The following is a 17423-nucleotide window of genomic DNA, read 5'->3' on the forward strand; positions in this document are numbered from 1 at the left end:
AACGGGTGATGCTGTCAGTCCTGGACGATCAGCACCGGGTTGGCCTGCTGGCAAACCGTATCGCCGGCCGTCTGGTTGACGATGTCCTCGGGCAGGGCGGCGCCCGCACCGGCACCGGCGCCGTAGGTCGCCCCGGTGGTGAAGTCGGTCCCAACGTAGACCTGCACTCCGGCGACGCGAGGTGCCAGCTGGACCTGGGCGGCCGGGATTCCCAGCAGCGCAGCCACGTCCGCTGCGACGTCGGCGAACTCAGTCCCGTAATAGACAACACTCTGTTCCACCGGGGTGGCTGCAAACTGCCCGGATTGAGTGAACCCGCCGGTGATCAGGGCCTGCACGATTTCCTGGGCGCGTCCCGGGACACCGCTGCCGTTGGCCACGGTGACTGGCTGCAGGGCCTTGTCATACGCTGGCACAGCCGGGGCTGTTTCTGTTGGCGGGGCGGTGGTTTCCGTCGGCGCCGGGGACGGCGTAGTAGGTGCTGTTGGATCCGTGAGGTCCACGTCCTCGCGGAGGGCCGCAAAGAGCTGGGATCCTGCGGGTTCGGCAATCTGCAGGCGGTTGATGTCCGTGACTGCGGGCGTGGTGGGCGCGGCCACAAACGCCACCTTGCTGATGTCGATGTCCTTCAACCGGCTACCGATACTCACGAGCGACGGCACGGAGGCCAGCCCCTCATCCACTGTGAGGTTCTTGGTCACAACATCGGCAATGCTCAGCATTTTGGCGGGGTCGGACAGTGTGCCGTCGTCCTTGATCTTGCGTGTGAGGGAGGACAGGAATCCCTGCTGGGCCCTGATCCGGCCAAGGTCGCCGCCGTCGGCGAAGGCGTGCCGCGTCCGCAGGAAGGCAAGGGCCATTTCGCCCTGAACGGCGGACGTGCCCTTCGGCAGGCGCAGCCGGGAGTCAGGATCATAGACGGCGTCACTGATGCACACGTCAACGCCGCCCACCGTGTTGGAGAGTTCCTTCACAGCGGTGAAGTCCGCCATCATGAAGTGATCGATCTCCAGGCCGGTCAGTTTGTTGACCGTGTCTACGGCGCAGCCGATGCCGGCTTCATTCATGGCCTCGTTGATCATGACACCGCTGCGGGCAGGATACGTCCGCTTGGTCTTCTGGTCGGTGCACTCCGGAATATCGACCAGCAGGTCCCGGGGGAAGCTGATGACGCTGACGCGCTTGTTGTCGGCCGATACGTCCATCAGCATCATGACGTCGGATTTGCCGTAGCCTGTTGAGTCCTCCACAGCGCCGTACTCCGCGTTTTTTCCGTCCCTGGTATCGGAGCCAAGGATCAGGATCTGCATCCGGTCCGTGGAGTCATTAACCTCGCTTCCGGTCCCGTCGCCGGCGTTCAGCGCCGCCGTGGTGATGTTCGACTGAAACCGCAAGTACCAGTAGCCTGCGAAGCCTAGACCGCCGACCACCAGGATGGTGACCACCGCAGTGGTCACTTTCAGCCAGGCCGGCATCCGGCTCCGGGATCCGAGATGCCGGGCAACGCCGACGGCGGTGGCATCAGCGTGGCGGGACACCGGACCGGTCCCGGCTGACGCGTCAGCTCCGTACTCGCGATTGTCGCGGCCTCGCCCCATGTGTGGTGTACCTTCCTCGAAAAAATTGAATCCGGCCTAATTTAGTTGCCCAGTCTGGGAACTTCCCGACGACCGGCCGGGGTAAAGCGAAAAGGGCAGCGTCAGAAGCCCAGCTTGACCAGCTGCTTCGGGTCGCGCTGCCAGTCCTTGGCCACCTTCACGTGCAGGTCAAGATAGATGCGTGCGCCGAGCAGCGCCTCGATCCCCTTGCGTGCGTTGGTGCCGACTTCGCGGAGCCGTGCGCCGCCCTTGCCGATGATGATGGCCTTCTGGGACGGACGTTCCACATAGAGATTAACCCGGACGTCGAGGAACGGCCGGTCTTCGGGCCGGCCTTCACGCGGAACAATTTCATCAACGACGACGGCCAGGGAGTGCGGCAGTTCGTCGCGGACGCCTTCGAGGGCAGCTTCGCGGATGAGTTCGGCGATCATCACCGCTTCGGGTTCGTCCGTCAGGTGGCCGTCCGGGTACAGGGGCGGCGACGCCGGCATGTGGCTGATCAGGACGTCTGCGAGGGTGTCCACCTGGAACCCGTCGGTGGCGGAGACGGGGACGATGTCCTTCCAGCCGTCCTCGCCGATGACATCCCGGCCCAAGGCGGCGACGGCGAGCAGCTGCTCGGTGAGCGCCTGCCGGTCCACGGTGTCCGCCTTGGTGACGATCGCGATGACCGGCTTGTTGCCCAGTGCGGCGAGCTGGGCGGCAATGTATTTGTCGCCCGGGCCGATCTTCTCGTTGGCGGGAAGGCAGAAGCCGATCGCGTCGACCTCGGCGAGTGTGTCGGCAACGAGTTCGTTCAGCCGCTTTCCCAGCAGGGTGCGGGGGCGGTGCAGGCCCGGGGTATCCACCAGGATCAGCTGGGCGTCATCGCGGTGCACGATCCCCCGGATGGTGTGGCGCGTGGTCTGCGGCTTGGCGGAGGTGATCGCCACCTTCTGGCCCACCAGGGCGTTCGTCAGGGTTGATTTGCCCGCGTTCGGCCGCCCCACGAGGACCGCAAAGCCTGCCCTGTAGCCGCCGAAATCCTTGGCGGCTGACTCCGGGTTGGCCGGACGGTTATTTTTCTTGCTCACGTGGAACTCCCTGCTGGGTTGCTTCCGCCTCGTCGAGGAGGTCTTCAAGGTCAGTGTCTACTTTTGGTACTGCTGAGGCAATGATGTGGCTGACGCGGTTGCGGCGGCCCTCCAGCCGTTCGGCGAGCAGCGAGATGCCGCCCACCTCCACGCGGCTGCCCACAATGGGAACGCGGCCCAGGGCCTTGGCCAGCAGCCCGCCCACAGTGTCAACCTCGTCGTCGTCGAGCTCTATGTCGAACAGTTCTCCGAGGTCGTCGATGCTCATCCGGGCGCTGACCCGGTAGGACCCGCCGCCCAGGGCCACTGCCTCGGCGCTTTCGGTGTCATACTCGTCCACGATTTCGCCGACGATTTCCTCGATGAGGTCCTCGAGGGTGACCAGGCCGGCCGTGCCGCCGTATTCGTCGATCACGATGGCAACGTGTGTTGACTCCTTCTGCAGCTCCCGCAGCAGGTCACTCACCGGCTTGGACTCCGGGACGTACCGGACCTCGCGGGCCAGGGCTTCGACCGGGGGCTGTTCGTCGTCCGGTCCCAGCTCATGAAGCGTCGCCGCAACGTCCTTGAGGTAGACGATTCCGAGGATCTGGTCCGTGTTGTCGCCGATCACGGGGATCCGTGAATAGCCCGACCGCAGGAACATCGACATGGCCCGCCTGAGGCTGGAGCCGGCGTCGATGCTGAGGATATCTGTCCGGGGCACCATCACGGCGCGCACCAGGGTGTCGCCGAAGTCAAAGACTGAATGGATCATTTCCGCTTCGGTGTCTTCAATCATGTCCGATTCAGAGGCGCGGTCCACGAGTTCGCGGAATTCCTGTTCGCTGAAGAACGCGTCATCACCCGCCGGAGCGCCGGGAGCGGCGGCACTGCCCACCGCCACGAGCCACCCCGGGATGGGACCAAGGACCCACGTCAGGAACCTGATCAGCGGTGCCGTGGACCGGACCACTGCGGCCGAATGCAGCCTGCCGAGCTGGCGCGGGGAAACGCCGACGATCACGAAGCCGAGCAGGGCCATGATTCCTGTAGCGGCCAGCCCTGCGAGCCAGACGTTGTCCAGCAGGCTGTGGAGCAGGACCGCCACCGCCACGGCTGAAGCCATCTCGAACCAGACCCGCCAGAACCGCAAGGCCCGGATGTGGGCCACCGGCTGGGCCAGGATGCGCTTCATGGCGTTTCCGCGGTCTTTGAGCAGGGCGTCTTCGGCGTCATGCCGGGGAAGGAACGTGAACGCGGCCTCGGCTGCGGTCAGGAGTGCTGCGGTGCTGAGGAACGCCAGGGCCATGCCGACAAGGATCAGGGGCGTCACTGCGTGGTCTCGGCGGGTGCTTCTTTGCCCGTGAAGCCGGAAAGCAGCTGGCGCTGGAGGCCGAACATCTCTTCCTTTTCCTCGGGCTCTGCGTGGTCATAGCCGAGCAGGTGGAGGATCCCGTGGGTGGTCAGCAGCAGCATCTCATCCTGCAGGGAGTGCCCGGCGTTCACGGCCTGCACCTGCGCCACCTGGGGGCACACGGCGATATCACCCAGCATCCCTTGCGGAGTGGGCCGGTCCGGCGTGCCGGGAGTCAGTTCGTCCATGGGGACCGAGAGCACGTCTGTGGATCCTGGCTCGTCCATAAGCTCGATGTGGAGCTTTTCCATGGCGGGTTCATCCACCAGGAGAATGGAGAGTTCCGCCTGCGGGTGGATGTACAGCTGCTCGAAAACGTACCGGGACAGCGCCACGAGCTCCGCTTCATCCACCTGGATGCCGGATTCGTTGTTGACCTCTATGCTCACGCGTTTTCCCCCCGCTTTTCCCGGCTTACCGAGTGTTTTACTTTGTTCCGCTGGGCATCATCCCAGAGACTGTAGGCACGCACGATGTCACCCACAAGCCGGTGGCGGACCACGTCCGTGTCGTCCAGGATGGTGAAGTTCACGTCCTCGATTCCCTGCAGGATCTCTTCCACGATCCGCAGCCCTGACCGGGTGCCGAAGGGCAGGTCCACCTGGGTGACGTCTCCGGTGACCACCATTTTGGACCCGAAGCCCAAACGCGTGAGGAACATCTTCATCTGTTCCGGTGTGGTGTTCTGCGCTTCGTCCAGGATGATGAAGGCGTCATTGAGCGTGCGCCCACGCATGTAAGCCAGCGGCGCCACTTCAATGGTCCCCGCAGCCATCAGGCGCGGGATGGACTCGGGGTCCATCATGTCGTGCAGCGCGTCGTACAGCGGGCGCAGGTAGGGATCGATCTTGTCGCTCAGGGTGCCCGGCAGGAATCCCAGCCGTTCGCCGGCCTCGACTGCCGGCCTGGTCAGGATGATGCGGCTGACTTCCTTCTGCTGCAGCGCCTGGACAGCCTTGGCCATCGCGAGGAACGTCTTACCCGTGCCTGCAGGGCCAATCCCGAAGATCACCGTGTTCGCGTCAATCGCGTCCACGTAGTTCTTCTGGTTCAGGGTCTTGGGCCGGATGGTCTTCCCCCGGCTGGAGAGGATGTCATGGGTGAGGACGTCCACAGGGTTCTGCAATGACTGGCTGCGAAGCAAGGAGACGAGCTGCCGCAACACCGCGGGGCTGATGACTGTTCCACGGGCAACGAGGCCGCGCACTTCATGCAGCAGCCGCATGATGCGGGGAACTTCGGTGGCAGGGCCGCTGATGGACAGTTCGTTTCCGCGCACGTGGAAGTTAACGGACGGGAACTGATCTTCGATGTAACGCAGGGCCTCATCATGGCTGCCGAGCGATTGGACCATCTGATCGGAGTTGTCAAAGAGAACCACCTCCGTCCGGACACCGGGAAGGGAATGTGGGAATTCTCCGGCGGCGCGGTCAGTATTGAGCCGGCGCTTTCCGTTCGCTGATTCAGTCATGGTGCTGGCCCGCAGGCCCGTGGTCTCCTCCAGTTCGAAATTTAAGTGCCGCCGGCTGCTGCGTGACCGGGGCTATTGCCGAGCACGATGGAGCCAGCGGAGTCCTTCCATCTTACGCCAGGAGGCACCTTCCGGCAGCGCCCGGCGGTCTCCGGCAAGGCCGTCCGTCGCCGGCTTGCTGCGGGACGGTTGGCGTCATTAGGTATCAACTTCATATCGGGCTCATATCGTTCCCGTTGCAGTTGGGCCGCCGGCCCGGATTCGGTCCATTTGGCGGAGGTGGCTATGCGATGCTGGAAATCAAAGCCGTCCGGGGACCGGCTCACGAGGCCCAAGCCTCACTATTTCACAGCCAGGAAGGACAGGGCCACGAGAGTGCCGGAAACAGCGACCCCCCTCACTTCCAAACGCGCCGCGCCGCGTTTCCGTCCACAACGTCTCCTGGGTCTACTGCCAGCATTCCTTCTTCTCACCGGTTGTATCGCGGGCCCTAGCCCTGAGCCCAACCTGACGGCAAACGCCGGCCCGGCCGCCACGGGCTCCCCCATGGCGCCCTCCACCAGCGCGCCCCTGGAAACCACACAGTCTTCGAATAAGGCACCGGTGTACTGGATCGGACGAAGCAACAACAACGCGTTCCTGTACCGGGAATTCCGGGACGTGCCGGAGCAGGAGAATCCCGTGACGCGCGCCCTGCGGGCCATGATGTCCGAGAAGCCGCTGGACCCGGACTTCTTCACGCCCTGGCAGAATCCCGAGAAACTCGCCTCGTCCATCTCCGGCAAGAACGTCATCACCGTCGACGTCTCGGAGGATGCCTTTAACAGCAATCTCGATGCCGACATGGCCGGCCGTGCCATTCAGCAGCTGGTCTTTACCGCTACTGCAGCGGCTGCGAGTTCCGGCCTGATCGATTCCGGCCAGCAGATCCAGGTGAGGATCTTGGTGGACAGCCACACCGATTACGTCGCCTTCGACCACGTGCAGCTTGGCGACCCCATGTCCCGGGCTGCCGGCATGGTGGCGCCCGTGTGGATCATCGATCCGCAGGAAGGCACGGACCTGGCCGGCGGAAGCGTCAAGATCACCGGCCGCAGCACCGTTCCGGGCGGAAAGCTCCGCTGGCAGATCCTCCGGGCCGAAGCCAACGGGAACAAGACGCCCTATTTGACCGGGGAGACCACTGCAGCTGCCGAAGCGGCCCAGTCCGGGGTGTTCACGCTTGCCCTCAGCCTGTCCTCGGGAGATTACGAGCTCCGCGTTTCGCAGGTGGATGCGGCCGGCAGCGGCCAGGAGCTGAATGTCGACACGCGGAACTTCAACGTCCGGTAGCAGCCTTCGCAGCAGGCCTCCTCAGGATACCGGGGCTGTCCAGCGTCCCAGTACGTCGCTCGCCAGAACAACAGCTGCCGGTCCGGCCGTGGATGACCTCAGGACGTGGTGTCCCAGGAGCGCCGTCACGGCGCCGGCGTCGCAAAGCCGGGTGACTTCGCGGGGACTGATTCCGCCTTCCGGGCCAACGATGAGCAGAATCTCCAGGGGCCCGGCGTCCACCTGGGTGGCCTGCCATGATTCCAGGACAGACCGGAGCGGCCGGACCGCGTCTTCGTGCAGGATTACGGCCAGATCCGCCGCCGCCACGGCTGCCGCAAGGCCCGGCGTTTCGACGGCGGCGCGCACCTCGGGGATCCAGGCGCGGCGTGCCTGCTTGGCGGCGGCAGTGACCACGGACTGCCATTTTGCGTGGGCCTTGGCCGCGCGCTCACCCTTCCAGCGGACAATTGATCGCTCGGACTGCCAGGGAACAACAGCGTCGATCCCCAGCTCGGTTGCCGTTTCCACGGCCAGTTCATCGCGGTCCCCCTTGGCCAGTGCCTGCACCAGGACCAGCCGGATGCCGGGCTGGTGCTCCACAACGAGGGCGGAGCATTCCACGGTGAGCTCCGCAGGCGACGCCGAGACAACAGTTCCGCTCAGCCGCTTTCCGGCGCCGTCGGCAATGTCCACCGCCTCTCCGGGAGCGAGCCGTTTCACGGTCACTGCGTGGCGTGCCTCCGGTCCCCGAAGGACAAAACGGGCACCGGGCACCAGCTCGTCCAGCGACCCGGCACCGCTGAAGAAAACGGGATTGCTCACTGCTATAGGTTACCGAACCGGTCCCGCAGCTTGGCAAAGACGCCGCCGCTGGCAGCCAGCTTGCCTTCCGTGAACTGCTCGCCCCGCAGCTTCGCCAACTGCCGCAGGAGATCCTCCTGCGCGGCATCGAGTTTGGCAGGCGTGTCCACCTGCAGATGGACCATCAGGTCCCCACGGCCGTAACCGCGCAGGTGCGTCACGCCGAGACCACGGAGCGTGATGATCTCCCCGGACTGCGTCCCCGCCTTGACGTCGATCTCCTGCAGCCCGTCAAACGTTTCCAGCGACAGCTCGGTGCCCAGGGCGGCGGCAGTCATCGGGATGTGCAGCGTTGCGTGCAGGTCGTCACCGTCGCGGGCGTAGGTGGCGTCGTTGTTGACCCGGAGTTCCACGTAGAGGTCCCCGGACGGTCCTCCGGCCAGGCCTGCTTCGCCCTGCCCGGAGAGCTGGATCCGGGTGCCTGTGGCAACACCGGCCGGCACTTTGATGGTCAGCGACCGCCGGCTGCGGATGCGGCCTTGTCCGCTGCATTCGTTGCAGGGGTCCTTGATGACCGTTCCGAAGCCTTCGCAGCTGCCACACGGGGCCGCCGTCATGACCTGGCCCAGGATGGAGCGCACCGCGCGCTGGATCTGGCCGCTGCCGCCGCAGATATCGCAACGCACAGGGTGGCTGCCTTCCCGGCAGCATGAGCCGTTGCAAGTGGGGCAGGTTACGGCGGTGTCCACTTCGAGTTTACGGTTGACGCCAAACACGGCATCGCGGAGTTCGATCCGGACACTAATCAGCGCGTCCTGGCCGCGGCGGACGCGGGACGCGGGGCCCGAGGAGCCGCCGGCACCGAAGAACGTGTCGAAAATGTCCTGGAACGCGAAGCCCTGGCCGGAGTACCCGCCACCGCCGAACCCGTTGTCGGTGCCGTTCTCGTTACCGGTGGTGTCATAGATCCGGCGCTTCTGCGGGTCCGAAAGTACCTCATAGGCGTGCGTCACGGCCTTGAAGCGGTCCGATGCATCGTCCCCGGGGTTTACGTCCGGGTGAAGAGTGCGGGCAAGCTTGCGGTAGGCCTTCTTGATCTCTTCCCCGGTGGCTTCCGGCGAGACTCCGAGGACGTCGTAGTGGCTGCTCAAAGTTCGTATCTCTTCCTTGTTGTACTGCCGGCCAGCCGGGCTGCCGGGACTGCTCTTCGTGCCTGGACCGTGGTGCTGTTACGGGCCCAGAATTCTTGAAAGGTAACGGGCTACTGCCCTGACGGCGGCCATGGTGGTGGGATAGTCCATCCGGGTGGGGCCCAGCACACCGATCTTGGCAGTGCTGTCAGGTCCGTAGCCCGTGGCCACCACGGAGGCCTCCGCGAGCCCGTCGTAAGGGTTTTCACGCCCGATACTGACTGCCACGCCCCTCGGATCCTGCGCCATGTCGCTCAGGAGGCGCAACAGGACAACCTGCTCCTCGAGGGCTTCCAGGACCGGTCCGATACTGAGCGGAAAATCCACATTGGAACGGGCGAGGTTCGCCGTTCCGGCCATGACCATGCGTTCCTCGCGGCTGTTGTGCGCGAGCGTTTCCAGCCCGTGGGCCAAAGCCTGGGCAGCTGCCCGCTGGCCCGGACTGACGGACGAAACAACTCCCGGCAGCGAGGGGGTCAGCCGGCTCAGCGACGTGCCCGCAAGGGAACCGAGGAAATGCGTCCGCAAGGCCGCGATGGCGTCGTCGCCGAGGTCCTGGCCGACGTCGATCACGCGCTGTTCGACTTTGCCGGTGGTGGCGATGAGGACCACCAGGACCTGCCGGGGCGCGAGCAGGACAAATTCGATGTGGCGGATAGTGGCGCGGCTCAGGTGAGGATACTGCACGACGGCGACCTGGTTGGTCAGCTGTGACAGCATCCTGACGGTCCTGTCCAGGACGTCGTCCAAATCGTCTGCGCCCTCCAGCAGCAACTGGATTGCACGCCGTTCCGCGTGGGAAAGCGGCTTTACCGCTGAAATCTGGTCCACAAACAGCCGATAGCCTTTGTCTGTGGGGATCCGACCGGCGCTGGTGTGCGGGGCCGTGATCAGGCCTTCGTCTTCGAGGGCCGCCATATCATTGCGGATGGTGGCACTGGACACGCCGAGGTGATGGCGTTCCACGAGTGCTTTGGAACCCACTGGCTCGCGGGAGTGGACATAGTCCTCCACGATGGCGCGCAGTACTTCGAGTTTGCGCGGCTCGCTCATACTCCACCTCCATCCGTGGTCACTGCAGGGTTAGCACTCGACATGCCTAAGTGCTAACAGTCTAATATGAGTCACCCCGTTGTTAGCATTGGTACCGCTCCGGGCGAAATTCCGGGCCAGGAACTAGCGGCAAGGCGGAATCAATCCATGCAGTACCAGAACTGGGGTCCGCAGGAGATCACCGCGCCCGTCAGAAGCGAACTCCCTGAGGTTCCCGTGGAACGCGGCATGGTGCTCGAAGACGCCCAGTCAGGCTGGGTGGGGGCGGTGACCCTGGTGGAGAAGTCAGGCGGCATGCATGTAGTGGCCCTCGAAGACCGGCGCGGCAAGTCCCGGTCCTTCCGGCTCGGCTTCGGGTTCCTCCTGGAGGGACAGCCCATCCGGCTCGTTGCCCCGGCGCCCCGGCAGGCTGCCCCCGTGGTTGCCGGCCGGACCGCGTCCGGCTCAGTCCGCGTGGCCGGCCAGCGTGCCCAGGTGGCCAAGGCCAGCAGAATCTGGGTGGAGGGAAAGCACGACGCCGAACTGGTGGAAAAAGTCTGGGGTGACGATCTCCGCGTGGAGGGCATCGTCGTCGAGCCTTTGCATGGCATTGATGACCTGGCGGGGGCGGTGGCCGCGTTCGGTCCCGGCCCGGGCCGCCGGCTGGGGGTCCTGGTGGACCACCTGGTGCCGGACTCGAAAGAGTCGCGCATCGCGGCGGCCGTGATGGCCTCCCCCGGCGCGGCCGGGAATGTCCTGATCGTCGGGCACCCTTACGTTGACGTGTGGCAGGCGATCCGCCCCGCTGTCCTGGGCATCGAACAATGGCCGTTGGTGCCCCGCGGGCAGGACTGGAAGACCGGCATCCTGGCAGCGTTCGGCTGGCCGCACTCCACCAAGGAAGACATCGGGCTGGGCTGGCAGAAGCTGCTGGGCGCTGTCCGCAGCTACGCGGACCTGGAAGCATCACTGCTCGGCAGGGTGGAGGAGGTCATCGACTTCCTGACGGTGCCGTAAGGCGGGTCCGGCTGCTGGCGGCGGCATTTGGTGGCAGAACCAGTATTCTTGGTACTGCGGAGGCTGCAGTTGCTTCAGTCCGGCATTCTCCAACCCAGCACCATTGCACTTTCGAAGGAAGAAAACCGTGGCACAAAACGCACGCGAGCACCGGGACGACCACGGTGGCCAGGGCCGTTCCGAGTACCAGGGCGTTCCGGCAAATGCGCTGCCGCTGACGGCCAGCGAAGACCGCCAGTGGGCCACGCTGGCACACTTCGGCGGGATCCTCGGCTGTGTTCCGTCACTGCTGATCTACCTGATTTTCCGTGAGCGCGGGCCGTTTACCGCCCAGGAATCGAAGGAAGCGCTGAACTTCAGCCTGCCGCCCACCATTGCTGCGCTGGTGGCCAACCTCCTGGTGTTCATTCCGGTGGTGGGAAACATCTTCGCCGTCATCGCCACCCTGATCTGGATTGCCCTGACCTGCTTCTCCGTGGCCGCAGGCATCCACGTCAACAAGGGCCAGCCCCACCGATACCAGTACAACCTGCGCTGGATCAAGTAGTCCCCACCCGCGAGTCAGTCCGGCAGGATCCTGCGGACCACTGCGTCGGCCAGCAGGCGGCCCTTGAGGGTCAATATCAGCTTGCCGTGGAAGGCAGCCGGCGCCTCCACCAGGCCGTCGGCAATGAGCCCGGCCACCGCGTGACGGCCGTATTCGCCCAGCGTTGACGTTGCCAGCCCCGACACGAGCCGGGCCTCAAGCATCACGCGCTCAACCTCGCGGGTGTCGGCGTCGAGCGTTTCCCGCCCGGCGGCCGGCGACAGGCCCTGCGCGAGCCGTCCCGCGTAGGCCGTTGGGTGCTTGACGTTCCACCACCGCACTCCGCCGACGTGAGAGTGTGCACCGGGTCCGATGCCCCACCAGTCGTCCCCGCGCCAGTACGCGAGGTTGTGCCGGCATGCCTGCTCCGGCGTCCGGGACCAGTTGCTGACCTCATACCAGCTGAGGCCCGCAGCACCGATCAGCTGGTCGGCGAGTTCGTACTTGTCGGCGTGGTCGTCGTCGTCGATTCCCGGGACCTCGCCACGGCGGATCTGGGCGGCCAGTTTGGTGCCGTCCTCCACGATCAGCGCGTAGGCACTGATGTGGTCCGGCTCGTAGGAAAGTGCGGTTTCGAGGGAGTAGCGCCAGTCCGCCAGTGACTCCCCCGGCGTCCCGTAGATAAGATCCAGGCTCACGGCCAGTCCGGCATCCCGCGCCCATTGCACCACCTGCGGCACGCGGCTGGGCGTGTGCGTGCGGTCCAGGACCTTCAGGACATGGGGAACGGCAGACTGCATGCCAAAGGAAACCCGGGTGAAACCGGCATCGGCCAGCACCTGCAGGGATGCAGGGGTGACCGAGTCCGGGTTTGCTTCCGTGGTCACTTCGGCGCCGGGTTCCAGGCCCCAGTGCCCGACGGCGGCCGTCAGGATCCGGGCGAGGTCTTCCGCGGGGAGCAGCGTGGGGGTGCCGCCGCCGAAGAAGACCGTGCTCAGGGGTCGGTCCGGAAGACCCGAGTCCCGCAGGGCCGTGGCCGCGAAGTCCACTTCGGACACGGCCGTGGTGGCGTAGGCGTCCTGGGACGCTCCGCCGCCCAGCTCGGTGGCCGTGTAGGTGTTGAAGTCGCAGTATCCGCAGCGCACCGCGCAGAACGGGATGTGCACGTACAGCCCGAAGGCCCGGTCCGCCGCACCGTCCACTGCCTGGGCGGGCAGCAGGCCGTCCGACGGCGCCGGGTCGCCGAGGGGAAGAACGCTAGGCATTGCAGGGGCGTCCGGTGTTGCCGGCCACTGTCATCACTACTTCTTGGCCTTGTCCTTGGACTCTTCGGTGGTCAGCGCGGCGATGAAGGCTTCCTGGGGGACCTCGACCCGGCCCACCATCTTCATGCGCTTTTTGCCTTCCTTCTGCTTCTCCAGCAGTTTGCGCTTACGGGAAATGTCGCCGCCGTAGCACTTGGCCAGAACGTCCTTGCGGATGGCGCGGATGCTTTCCCGGGCGATGATCCTGGAGCCGATGGCAGCCTGGATGGGCACTTCGAACTGCTGGCGGGGAATGAGCTCACGCAGTTTGCCGGTCATCATCACACCGTAGGCATAGGCCTTTTCGCGGTGCGTGATGGCGGAGAAGGCATCCACCTGTTCGCCCTGGAGCATTATGTCCACCTTGACCAGGTCGGCCACCTGCTCGCCGTCGGCCTTCCAGTCCAGCGAGCCGTAGCCGCGTGTTTTGGATTTGAGGATGTCAAAGAAATCAAACACGATCTCAGCGAGCGGCAGCCGGTAGCGGATTTCAACCCTGTCCTCGGACAGGTAGTCCATGCCGCCTATGACACCGCGGCGGCTCTGGCAGAGCTCCATGATGGCGCCCACGAACTCGTTCGGCGCCAGGATGGTGGCAGCGACCATCGGCTCGCGGACCTCTGCGATCTTGCCGGACGGGTATTCGCTGGGGTTGGTCACGTGGACCACTTTCTTGTCCTCCAGCGTTACCTCGTACTCCACGTTGGGGGCAGTGGAGATCAGGTCAAGGTTGTATTCGCGTTCGAGCCGCTCCCTGGTGATTTCCAGGTGGAGCAGGCCGAGGAAGCCGACGCGGAAGCCGAAGCCGAGCGCCGCCGAGGTTTCAGGCTCGTACACCAGCGCGGCGTCGTTGAGCATCAGTTTCTCCAGCGCGTCGCGCAGGACCGGATAGTCTGTGCCGTCCAGCGGGTACAGTCCCGAGAAGACCATGGGCTTGGCATCGGCGTAGCCGGGAAGGGACTCAGTGGCAGGCTTGGCAAGGTTGGTGACGGTGTCGCCCACCTTGGACAGGCGGACGTCCTTCACACCGGTGATGAGGTAGCCCACTTCGCCAACGCCGAGGCCTTTAGAGGGGGTGGGCTCCGGGGAGCTCACTCCGATCTCGAGGAGTTCGTGGGTGGCCCGGGTGGACATCATCTGGATGCGCTCACGCGGGTGAAGCATGCCGTCAACCACACGGACGTAGGTGACCACGCCGCGGTAGGTGTCGTAGACCGAGTCGAAGATCATGGCGCGTGCGGGGGCGTTCGGGTCGCCCACGGGGGCCGGCAGGTCGCGGACGATCTTGTCCAGCAGGACCTCGACGCCCATGCCGGTCTTGCCGGAGACGCGGAGCACGTCGTCGGGGTCGCCTCCGATCAGGCTGGCGAGTTCGGCCGCGTACTTCTCAGGCTGGGCTGCGGGGAGGTCGATCTTGTTCAGCACCGGGATGATGGTGAGGTTGTTTTCCATCGCCAGGTACAGGTTGGCCAGGGTTTGGGCCTCGATGCCCTGCGCCGCGTCAACGAGCAGTACTGCGCCTTCGCAGGCGGCCAGCGAACGGGACACCTCGTAGGTGAAGTCCACGTGGCCGGGGGTGTCGATCATGTTCAGCGCGTAGCTGGTCCCGTCAAGTTCCCAGGGCATGCGGACCGCCTGGGACTTAATGGTGATGCCGCGTTCGCGCTCGATGTCCATGCGATCCAGGTACTGGGCCTTCATATCGCGGGACTTAACCACCCCGGTGAACTGCAGCATGCGGTCAGCCAGGGTGGATTTACCGTGGTCAATGTGCGCGATGATGCAGAAATTCCGAATGATGGCCGGATCAGTCGCGGCGGGCACCGGGGCGGTGCGGGCCATGGGAGACACGCAGGGTCCTTACTGTTGACATTCGTGCGACCGCCGCCAGGACGCACCGAAGGCACCCTGCGGCTGGACCGCACATTTGGAACCTTTAGTCTCCCACGTCCGGGCGCATCGTATTGCATTCACGTCAAACCCGGCACTGGGCCCGGCGATAGTCTTGGCCCATGCCTATCAACCTCCGCTCCTTGGCCAGCGCCGTCCGGATGTCCCTCAGGGTCCTGCAGAAGTTCCGTACCGGCCCAACCCGGCCTGCGGGACCGGACACCTCCAAACCGGCCCGCCAGGCACCGCCGGTCAGGCCGTCCCCGCCCGGGGCCTATCCTGGCGACTTTGGCGGCGCGGCGGCCATCCGGTATGCCCCGCAGCCCGACGGCAGTCCCGACCCCGGCGAGATTGTGTGGACCTGGGTGCCCTATGAAGAGGACCACAGCCAGGGCAAAGACCGTCCGGTTCTGCTGGTGGGCAAGAGCGGGCGGTATCTGCTGGGGGTCATGCTCACCAGCAAGGACCACGACCAGGCAGGCGACAGATCCGGAGAGTATGTGGACATCGGGACCGGCAGTTGGGACCGCCAGCAGCGGCCCAGCGAGGCGAACCTCAGGCGGATCCTGCAGATCAGCCCGGACGCCATCCGGCGCGAAGGGGCTGTTCTGGACCGGAAACGCTTCGATCTGGTGGCTGCAGGTATCCGGCGGCGACACGGCTGGAAATAGCCCGCCAAAATGGCCAGTCTCCGGGGGGTCTGCTATTCTTTATAGCTGTGTGTCCGTGCAGGTCGACGGCCACTCATGGTTGGTCGCCATAGGTATCCCCACGCCGCTCAGTCAATGGCCAATCTGAAAGCCCTCTAGACCATTTCCGCATTAAAAAGAGAGTTCACACGTGGCTAATATCAAGTCCCAGAAGAAGCGCATCCTCACCAACGAGAAGGCCCGCCTGCGCAACAACGCAGTCAAGTCTGAGCTGAAGACGGCCATCCGCGCCGTCAACACCGCCGTTGAGTCCACCGACAAGGATGCAGCTACTGCTGCCCTGCTTGTTGCCGGCCGCAAGCTGGACAAGGCTGTCAGCAAGGGTGTTCTGCACAAGAACAACGCAGCAAACCGCAAGTCGGCCATTTCCAAGAAGGTCAACGCGCTGTAAGGTTTCCAGTTCACCTGAACTGATGATTGTGGTCGGCACCCGTTGGGTGCCGGCCACACATCTTTAAGCCGCCAGTGCCCCTGCGCCAGAGCCACCAAACGCAGCGGCAACCAGCCCGGCCTCAGTGCCCGCGGACCGAGGTTGCAATGACGGTCACCGCGTGTTCAACGGCATAGACCGGATCCCGCGACAGGCCTTTGACCTGGGCATCGGCCTCGGCGGTGGCCTGGATGGAGCGGACCAGGCCCTCCGGGGTCCAGCGGCGCACGTCGCGCTGCGCCTGCTCCACGAGCCAGAGCTGCATGCCCAGGTCCCGTGCGATCTGTGCAGGCGACCCGTGGGCGCCGGCAACTTTGGCCACCGTCCGCAGCTTGGCTGCCAGCGCTGCTACCAGCAGAACAGGATCGGCTCCCGTGGCCAGCGCGTGGCGAAGGGTGGACAGCGCCGCCGGCCCGTTTCCGGCCATGGCAGCGTCCGCGACCTTGAAGGCAGTGGCCTCAATCCGGCCGCCGTAGTAGCGGTCCACCATCTCCGGGGTCACTGCCCCGCTGGCATCCGCGATCAACTGGCTGCACGCGGCCGCGAGTTCCGAAAGGTTGGCGCCGACGGCATTGACCAATGCCTGGACGGCATCCGAGCTGATCTGCCGGCCGGCCGCCCTGAATTCAGTGGCCACGAAGGTGGCCTTGTCCGCATCCTTCTTCAGGGGCTGGCAGTCCACAACCGGCCAGCCGCCCGCTTTGACGGCATCGAGCAGTTTCTTGCCACGGACTCCCCCAGCATGGCGCAGGACCAGCACCGCGTCCGGTTCCGGGCGGGCCAGATAGGCGAGGGCATCGGCCAGGAAGGCGTCGTTCATGCCTTCAACGCCTTCGACTTCGATCAGTTTGCGCTCCCCGAAGAGTGAGGGGCTGACGTTCATGGCGAGGGTCCCGGCCTCGTAGCTGCCGGCCGCGAGGCGGCTGACTTCGACGTCCGGGAACGCCGTGCGCACCTGGGTGCGGATATGGTCCATCGCACGGATGCCGAGGTATTCCTCCGGGCCGCCCACCAGGACGATTTCGGCAGGCGTCACGTCCCGCCAGGTGGCCGTGTTGGATGCCGGAGTCTTGGTTCGTGTGGTCTGGGCTGCGGCCATGGTGGATTCCTCCCGGAAATTCTGGTGCAGTGTCTAAGCCTGCCACGGTGGGCCGCCGCCACCAAGCCGGGGCCACCAAGCCGGGGCCACGGTGGCCCGGCCCGCTTCGGTCCGGCCAGCGCCGGGCCAACATGGCACCCAGGTGCCGTTCCAAGTGGTCCAACACCGATTCCGTCCGGGCGTGCAGTTCCAGGACCCCCCGGAACACCTGACGCGGCCGGACAATGACGCAGCCGCCCTGGCGTGTCTTCTCTGCAGGTGGTTGCGTTTGAAATGCAGCCTTGCCCACTATGGAAACATGGCAATGAAGGACAAAAGGCGCTTGATCCGGCTTGCCCTGATCCCTCTGACCGGAACGGCGGCGTGCGTCTATGAATACCCTGAGCCTGCGCGGGCACCAACAACTGATCCCGAAGCCGTGCAACCCCAACCTCTGGCCAAACAACAGGGTTTCCCAAGCCCTACAGTGGTCTGCATGATGTTCGTGCTGTTCAGCTCCATACGGGTCAACTACTGATCTCTCGCGCAGCGCGCGAATCACCCGGCGGGCTGGCCACGTCACACAGAGT

At 65.0% G+C, this 17423-nt stretch carries 17 protein-coding genes; 6 read left to right on the forward strand and 11 right to left on the reverse strand.

Annotated elements, in window-relative coordinates; translation table 11 throughout:
* Positions 1-14 precede the first annotated feature (14 nt).
* From AC3IT0_RS11610 to AC3IT0_RS11630, 5 genes are all read right to left on the reverse strand, one after another.
* Complete coding sequence (locus AC3IT0_RS11610; RefSeq protein WP_489319956.1) at positions 15-1598, reverse strand: LCP family protein; 1584 nt, start codon at positions 1596-1598, stop codon at positions 15-17.
* Positions 1599-1699: 101 nt separating this feature from the next.
* The gene (gene era, locus AC3IT0_RS11615) at positions 1700-2674 is read right to left on the reverse strand and encodes a GTPase Era (protein ID WP_489319957.1); all 975 of its coding nucleotides are present in this window, start codon (positions 2672-2674) and stop codon (positions 1700-1702) included.
* Positions 2658-3989, reverse strand: a complete 1332-nt coding sequence (locus AC3IT0_RS11620) for a hemolysin family protein (protein ID WP_489319958.1) — start codon at positions 3987-3989, stop codon at positions 2658-2660. Before AC3IT0_RS11620 ends, era begins: the two co-directional genes overlap by 17 nt.
* Complete coding sequence (ybeY, locus tag AC3IT0_RS11625; protein ID WP_056340121.1) at positions 3986-4459, reverse strand: rRNA maturation RNase YbeY; 474 nt, start codon at positions 4457-4459, stop codon at positions 3986-3988. The genes AC3IT0_RS11620 and ybeY overlap by 4 nt, the downstream gene beginning before the upstream one ends.
* Positions 4456-5541, reverse strand: a complete 1086-nt coding sequence (locus tag AC3IT0_RS11630; protein ID WP_489319959.1) for a PhoH family protein — start codon at positions 5539-5541, stop codon at positions 4456-4458. Before AC3IT0_RS11630 ends, ybeY begins: the two co-directional genes overlap by 4 nt.
* 546 nt (positions 5542-6087) lie before the next feature.
* Here AC3IT0_RS11630 and AC3IT0_RS11635 point away from each other — a divergent pair.
* On the forward strand, positions 6088-6873 hold the full coding sequence (locus AC3IT0_RS11635) for a GerMN domain-containing protein (protein ID WP_489319960.1): 786 nt from the start codon (positions 6088-6090) through the stop codon (positions 6871-6873).
* Between the two features lie 21 nt (positions 6874-6894).
* Here AC3IT0_RS11635 and AC3IT0_RS11640 read toward each other — a convergent pair whose 3' ends face one another.
* The 3 genes from AC3IT0_RS11640 to hrcA all read right to left on the reverse strand — a co-directional run bounded on the left by AC3IT0_RS11640 (position 6895) and on the right by hrcA (position 9899).
* Positions 6895-7677, reverse strand: a complete 783-nt coding sequence (locus tag AC3IT0_RS11640) for a 16S rRNA (uracil(1498)-N(3))-methyltransferase (protein ID WP_489319961.1) — start codon at positions 7675-7677, stop codon at positions 6895-6897.
* Between the two features lie 2 nt (positions 7678-7679).
* Positions 7680-8807: a molecular chaperone DnaJ gene (gene dnaJ, locus AC3IT0_RS11645; RefSeq protein WP_489319962.1), complete on the reverse strand. Its 1128-nt coding sequence runs from the start codon at positions 8805-8807 to the stop codon at positions 7680-7682.
* A gap of 78 nt (positions 8808-8885) precedes the next feature.
* Positions 8886-9899 (reverse strand): heat-inducible transcriptional repressor HrcA, encoded by a 1014-nt coding sequence (hrcA, locus tag AC3IT0_RS11650; protein WP_489319963.1) that lies wholly within the window; start codon positions 9897-9899, stop codon positions 8886-8888.
* Positions 9900-10046: 147 nt separating this feature from the next.
* Between hrcA and AC3IT0_RS11655 the strand changes: the two genes are divergently transcribed.
* Together AC3IT0_RS11655 and AC3IT0_RS11660 are read left to right on the forward strand one after the other, a co-directional pair.
* Positions 10047-10895, forward strand: a complete 849-nt coding sequence (locus tag AC3IT0_RS11655; protein ID WP_489319964.1) for a DUF3097 domain-containing protein — start codon at positions 10047-10049, stop codon at positions 10893-10895.
* Positions 10896-11022: 127 nt separating this feature from the next.
* Positions 11023-11442, forward strand: coding sequence for a DUF4870 domain-containing protein (locus tag AC3IT0_RS11660; RefSeq protein WP_252575353.1), 420 nt, complete (start codon positions 11023-11025; stop codon positions 11440-11442).
* Positions 11443-11456: 14 nt separating this feature from the next.
* On the opposite strand, the gene hemW is transcribed toward AC3IT0_RS11660, so the two are convergent.
* Together hemW and lepA are read right to left on the reverse strand one after the other, a co-directional pair.
* Positions 11457-12686, reverse strand: coding sequence for a radical SAM family heme chaperone HemW (gene hemW / locus AC3IT0_RS11665; RefSeq protein ID WP_489319965.1), 1230 nt, complete (start codon positions 12684-12686; stop codon positions 11457-11459).
* A 36-nt stretch (positions 12687-12722) separates the two neighbouring features.
* Entirely contained in the window at positions 12723-14576 is a 1854-nt protein-coding gene (gene lepA, locus AC3IT0_RS11670; protein WP_489319966.1) for a translation elongation factor 4, read from the reverse strand.
* A 161-nt stretch (positions 14577-14737) separates the two neighbouring features.
* Between lepA and AC3IT0_RS11675 the strand changes: the two genes are divergently transcribed.
* Complete coding sequence (locus AC3IT0_RS11675; RefSeq protein WP_489319967.1) at positions 14738-15286, forward strand: type II toxin-antitoxin system PemK/MazF family toxin; 549 nt, start codon at positions 14738-14740, stop codon at positions 15284-15286.
* A 169-nt stretch (positions 15287-15455) separates the two neighbouring features.
* Complete coding sequence (rpsT, locus tag AC3IT0_RS11680) at positions 15456-15716, forward strand: 30S ribosomal protein S20 (RefSeq protein WP_489319968.1); 261 nt, start codon at positions 15456-15458, stop codon at positions 15714-15716.
* Between the two features lie 121 nt (positions 15717-15837).
* On the opposite strand, the gene holA is transcribed toward rpsT, so the two are convergent.
* Positions 15838-16854: a DNA polymerase III subunit delta gene (gene holA, locus AC3IT0_RS11685; protein WP_489319969.1), complete on the reverse strand. Its 1017-nt coding sequence runs from the start codon at positions 16852-16854 to the stop codon at positions 15838-15840.
* Between the two features lie 298 nt (positions 16855-17152).
* Between holA and AC3IT0_RS11690 the strand changes: the two genes are divergently transcribed.
* Entirely contained in the window at positions 17153-17371 is a 219-nt protein-coding gene (locus AC3IT0_RS11690; protein WP_489319970.1) for a hypothetical protein, read from the forward strand.
* The last annotated feature ends 52 nt before the right edge of the window (positions 17372-17423 follow it).

This window comes from Pseudarthrobacter sp. KH_020_B (assembly GCF_057840185.1).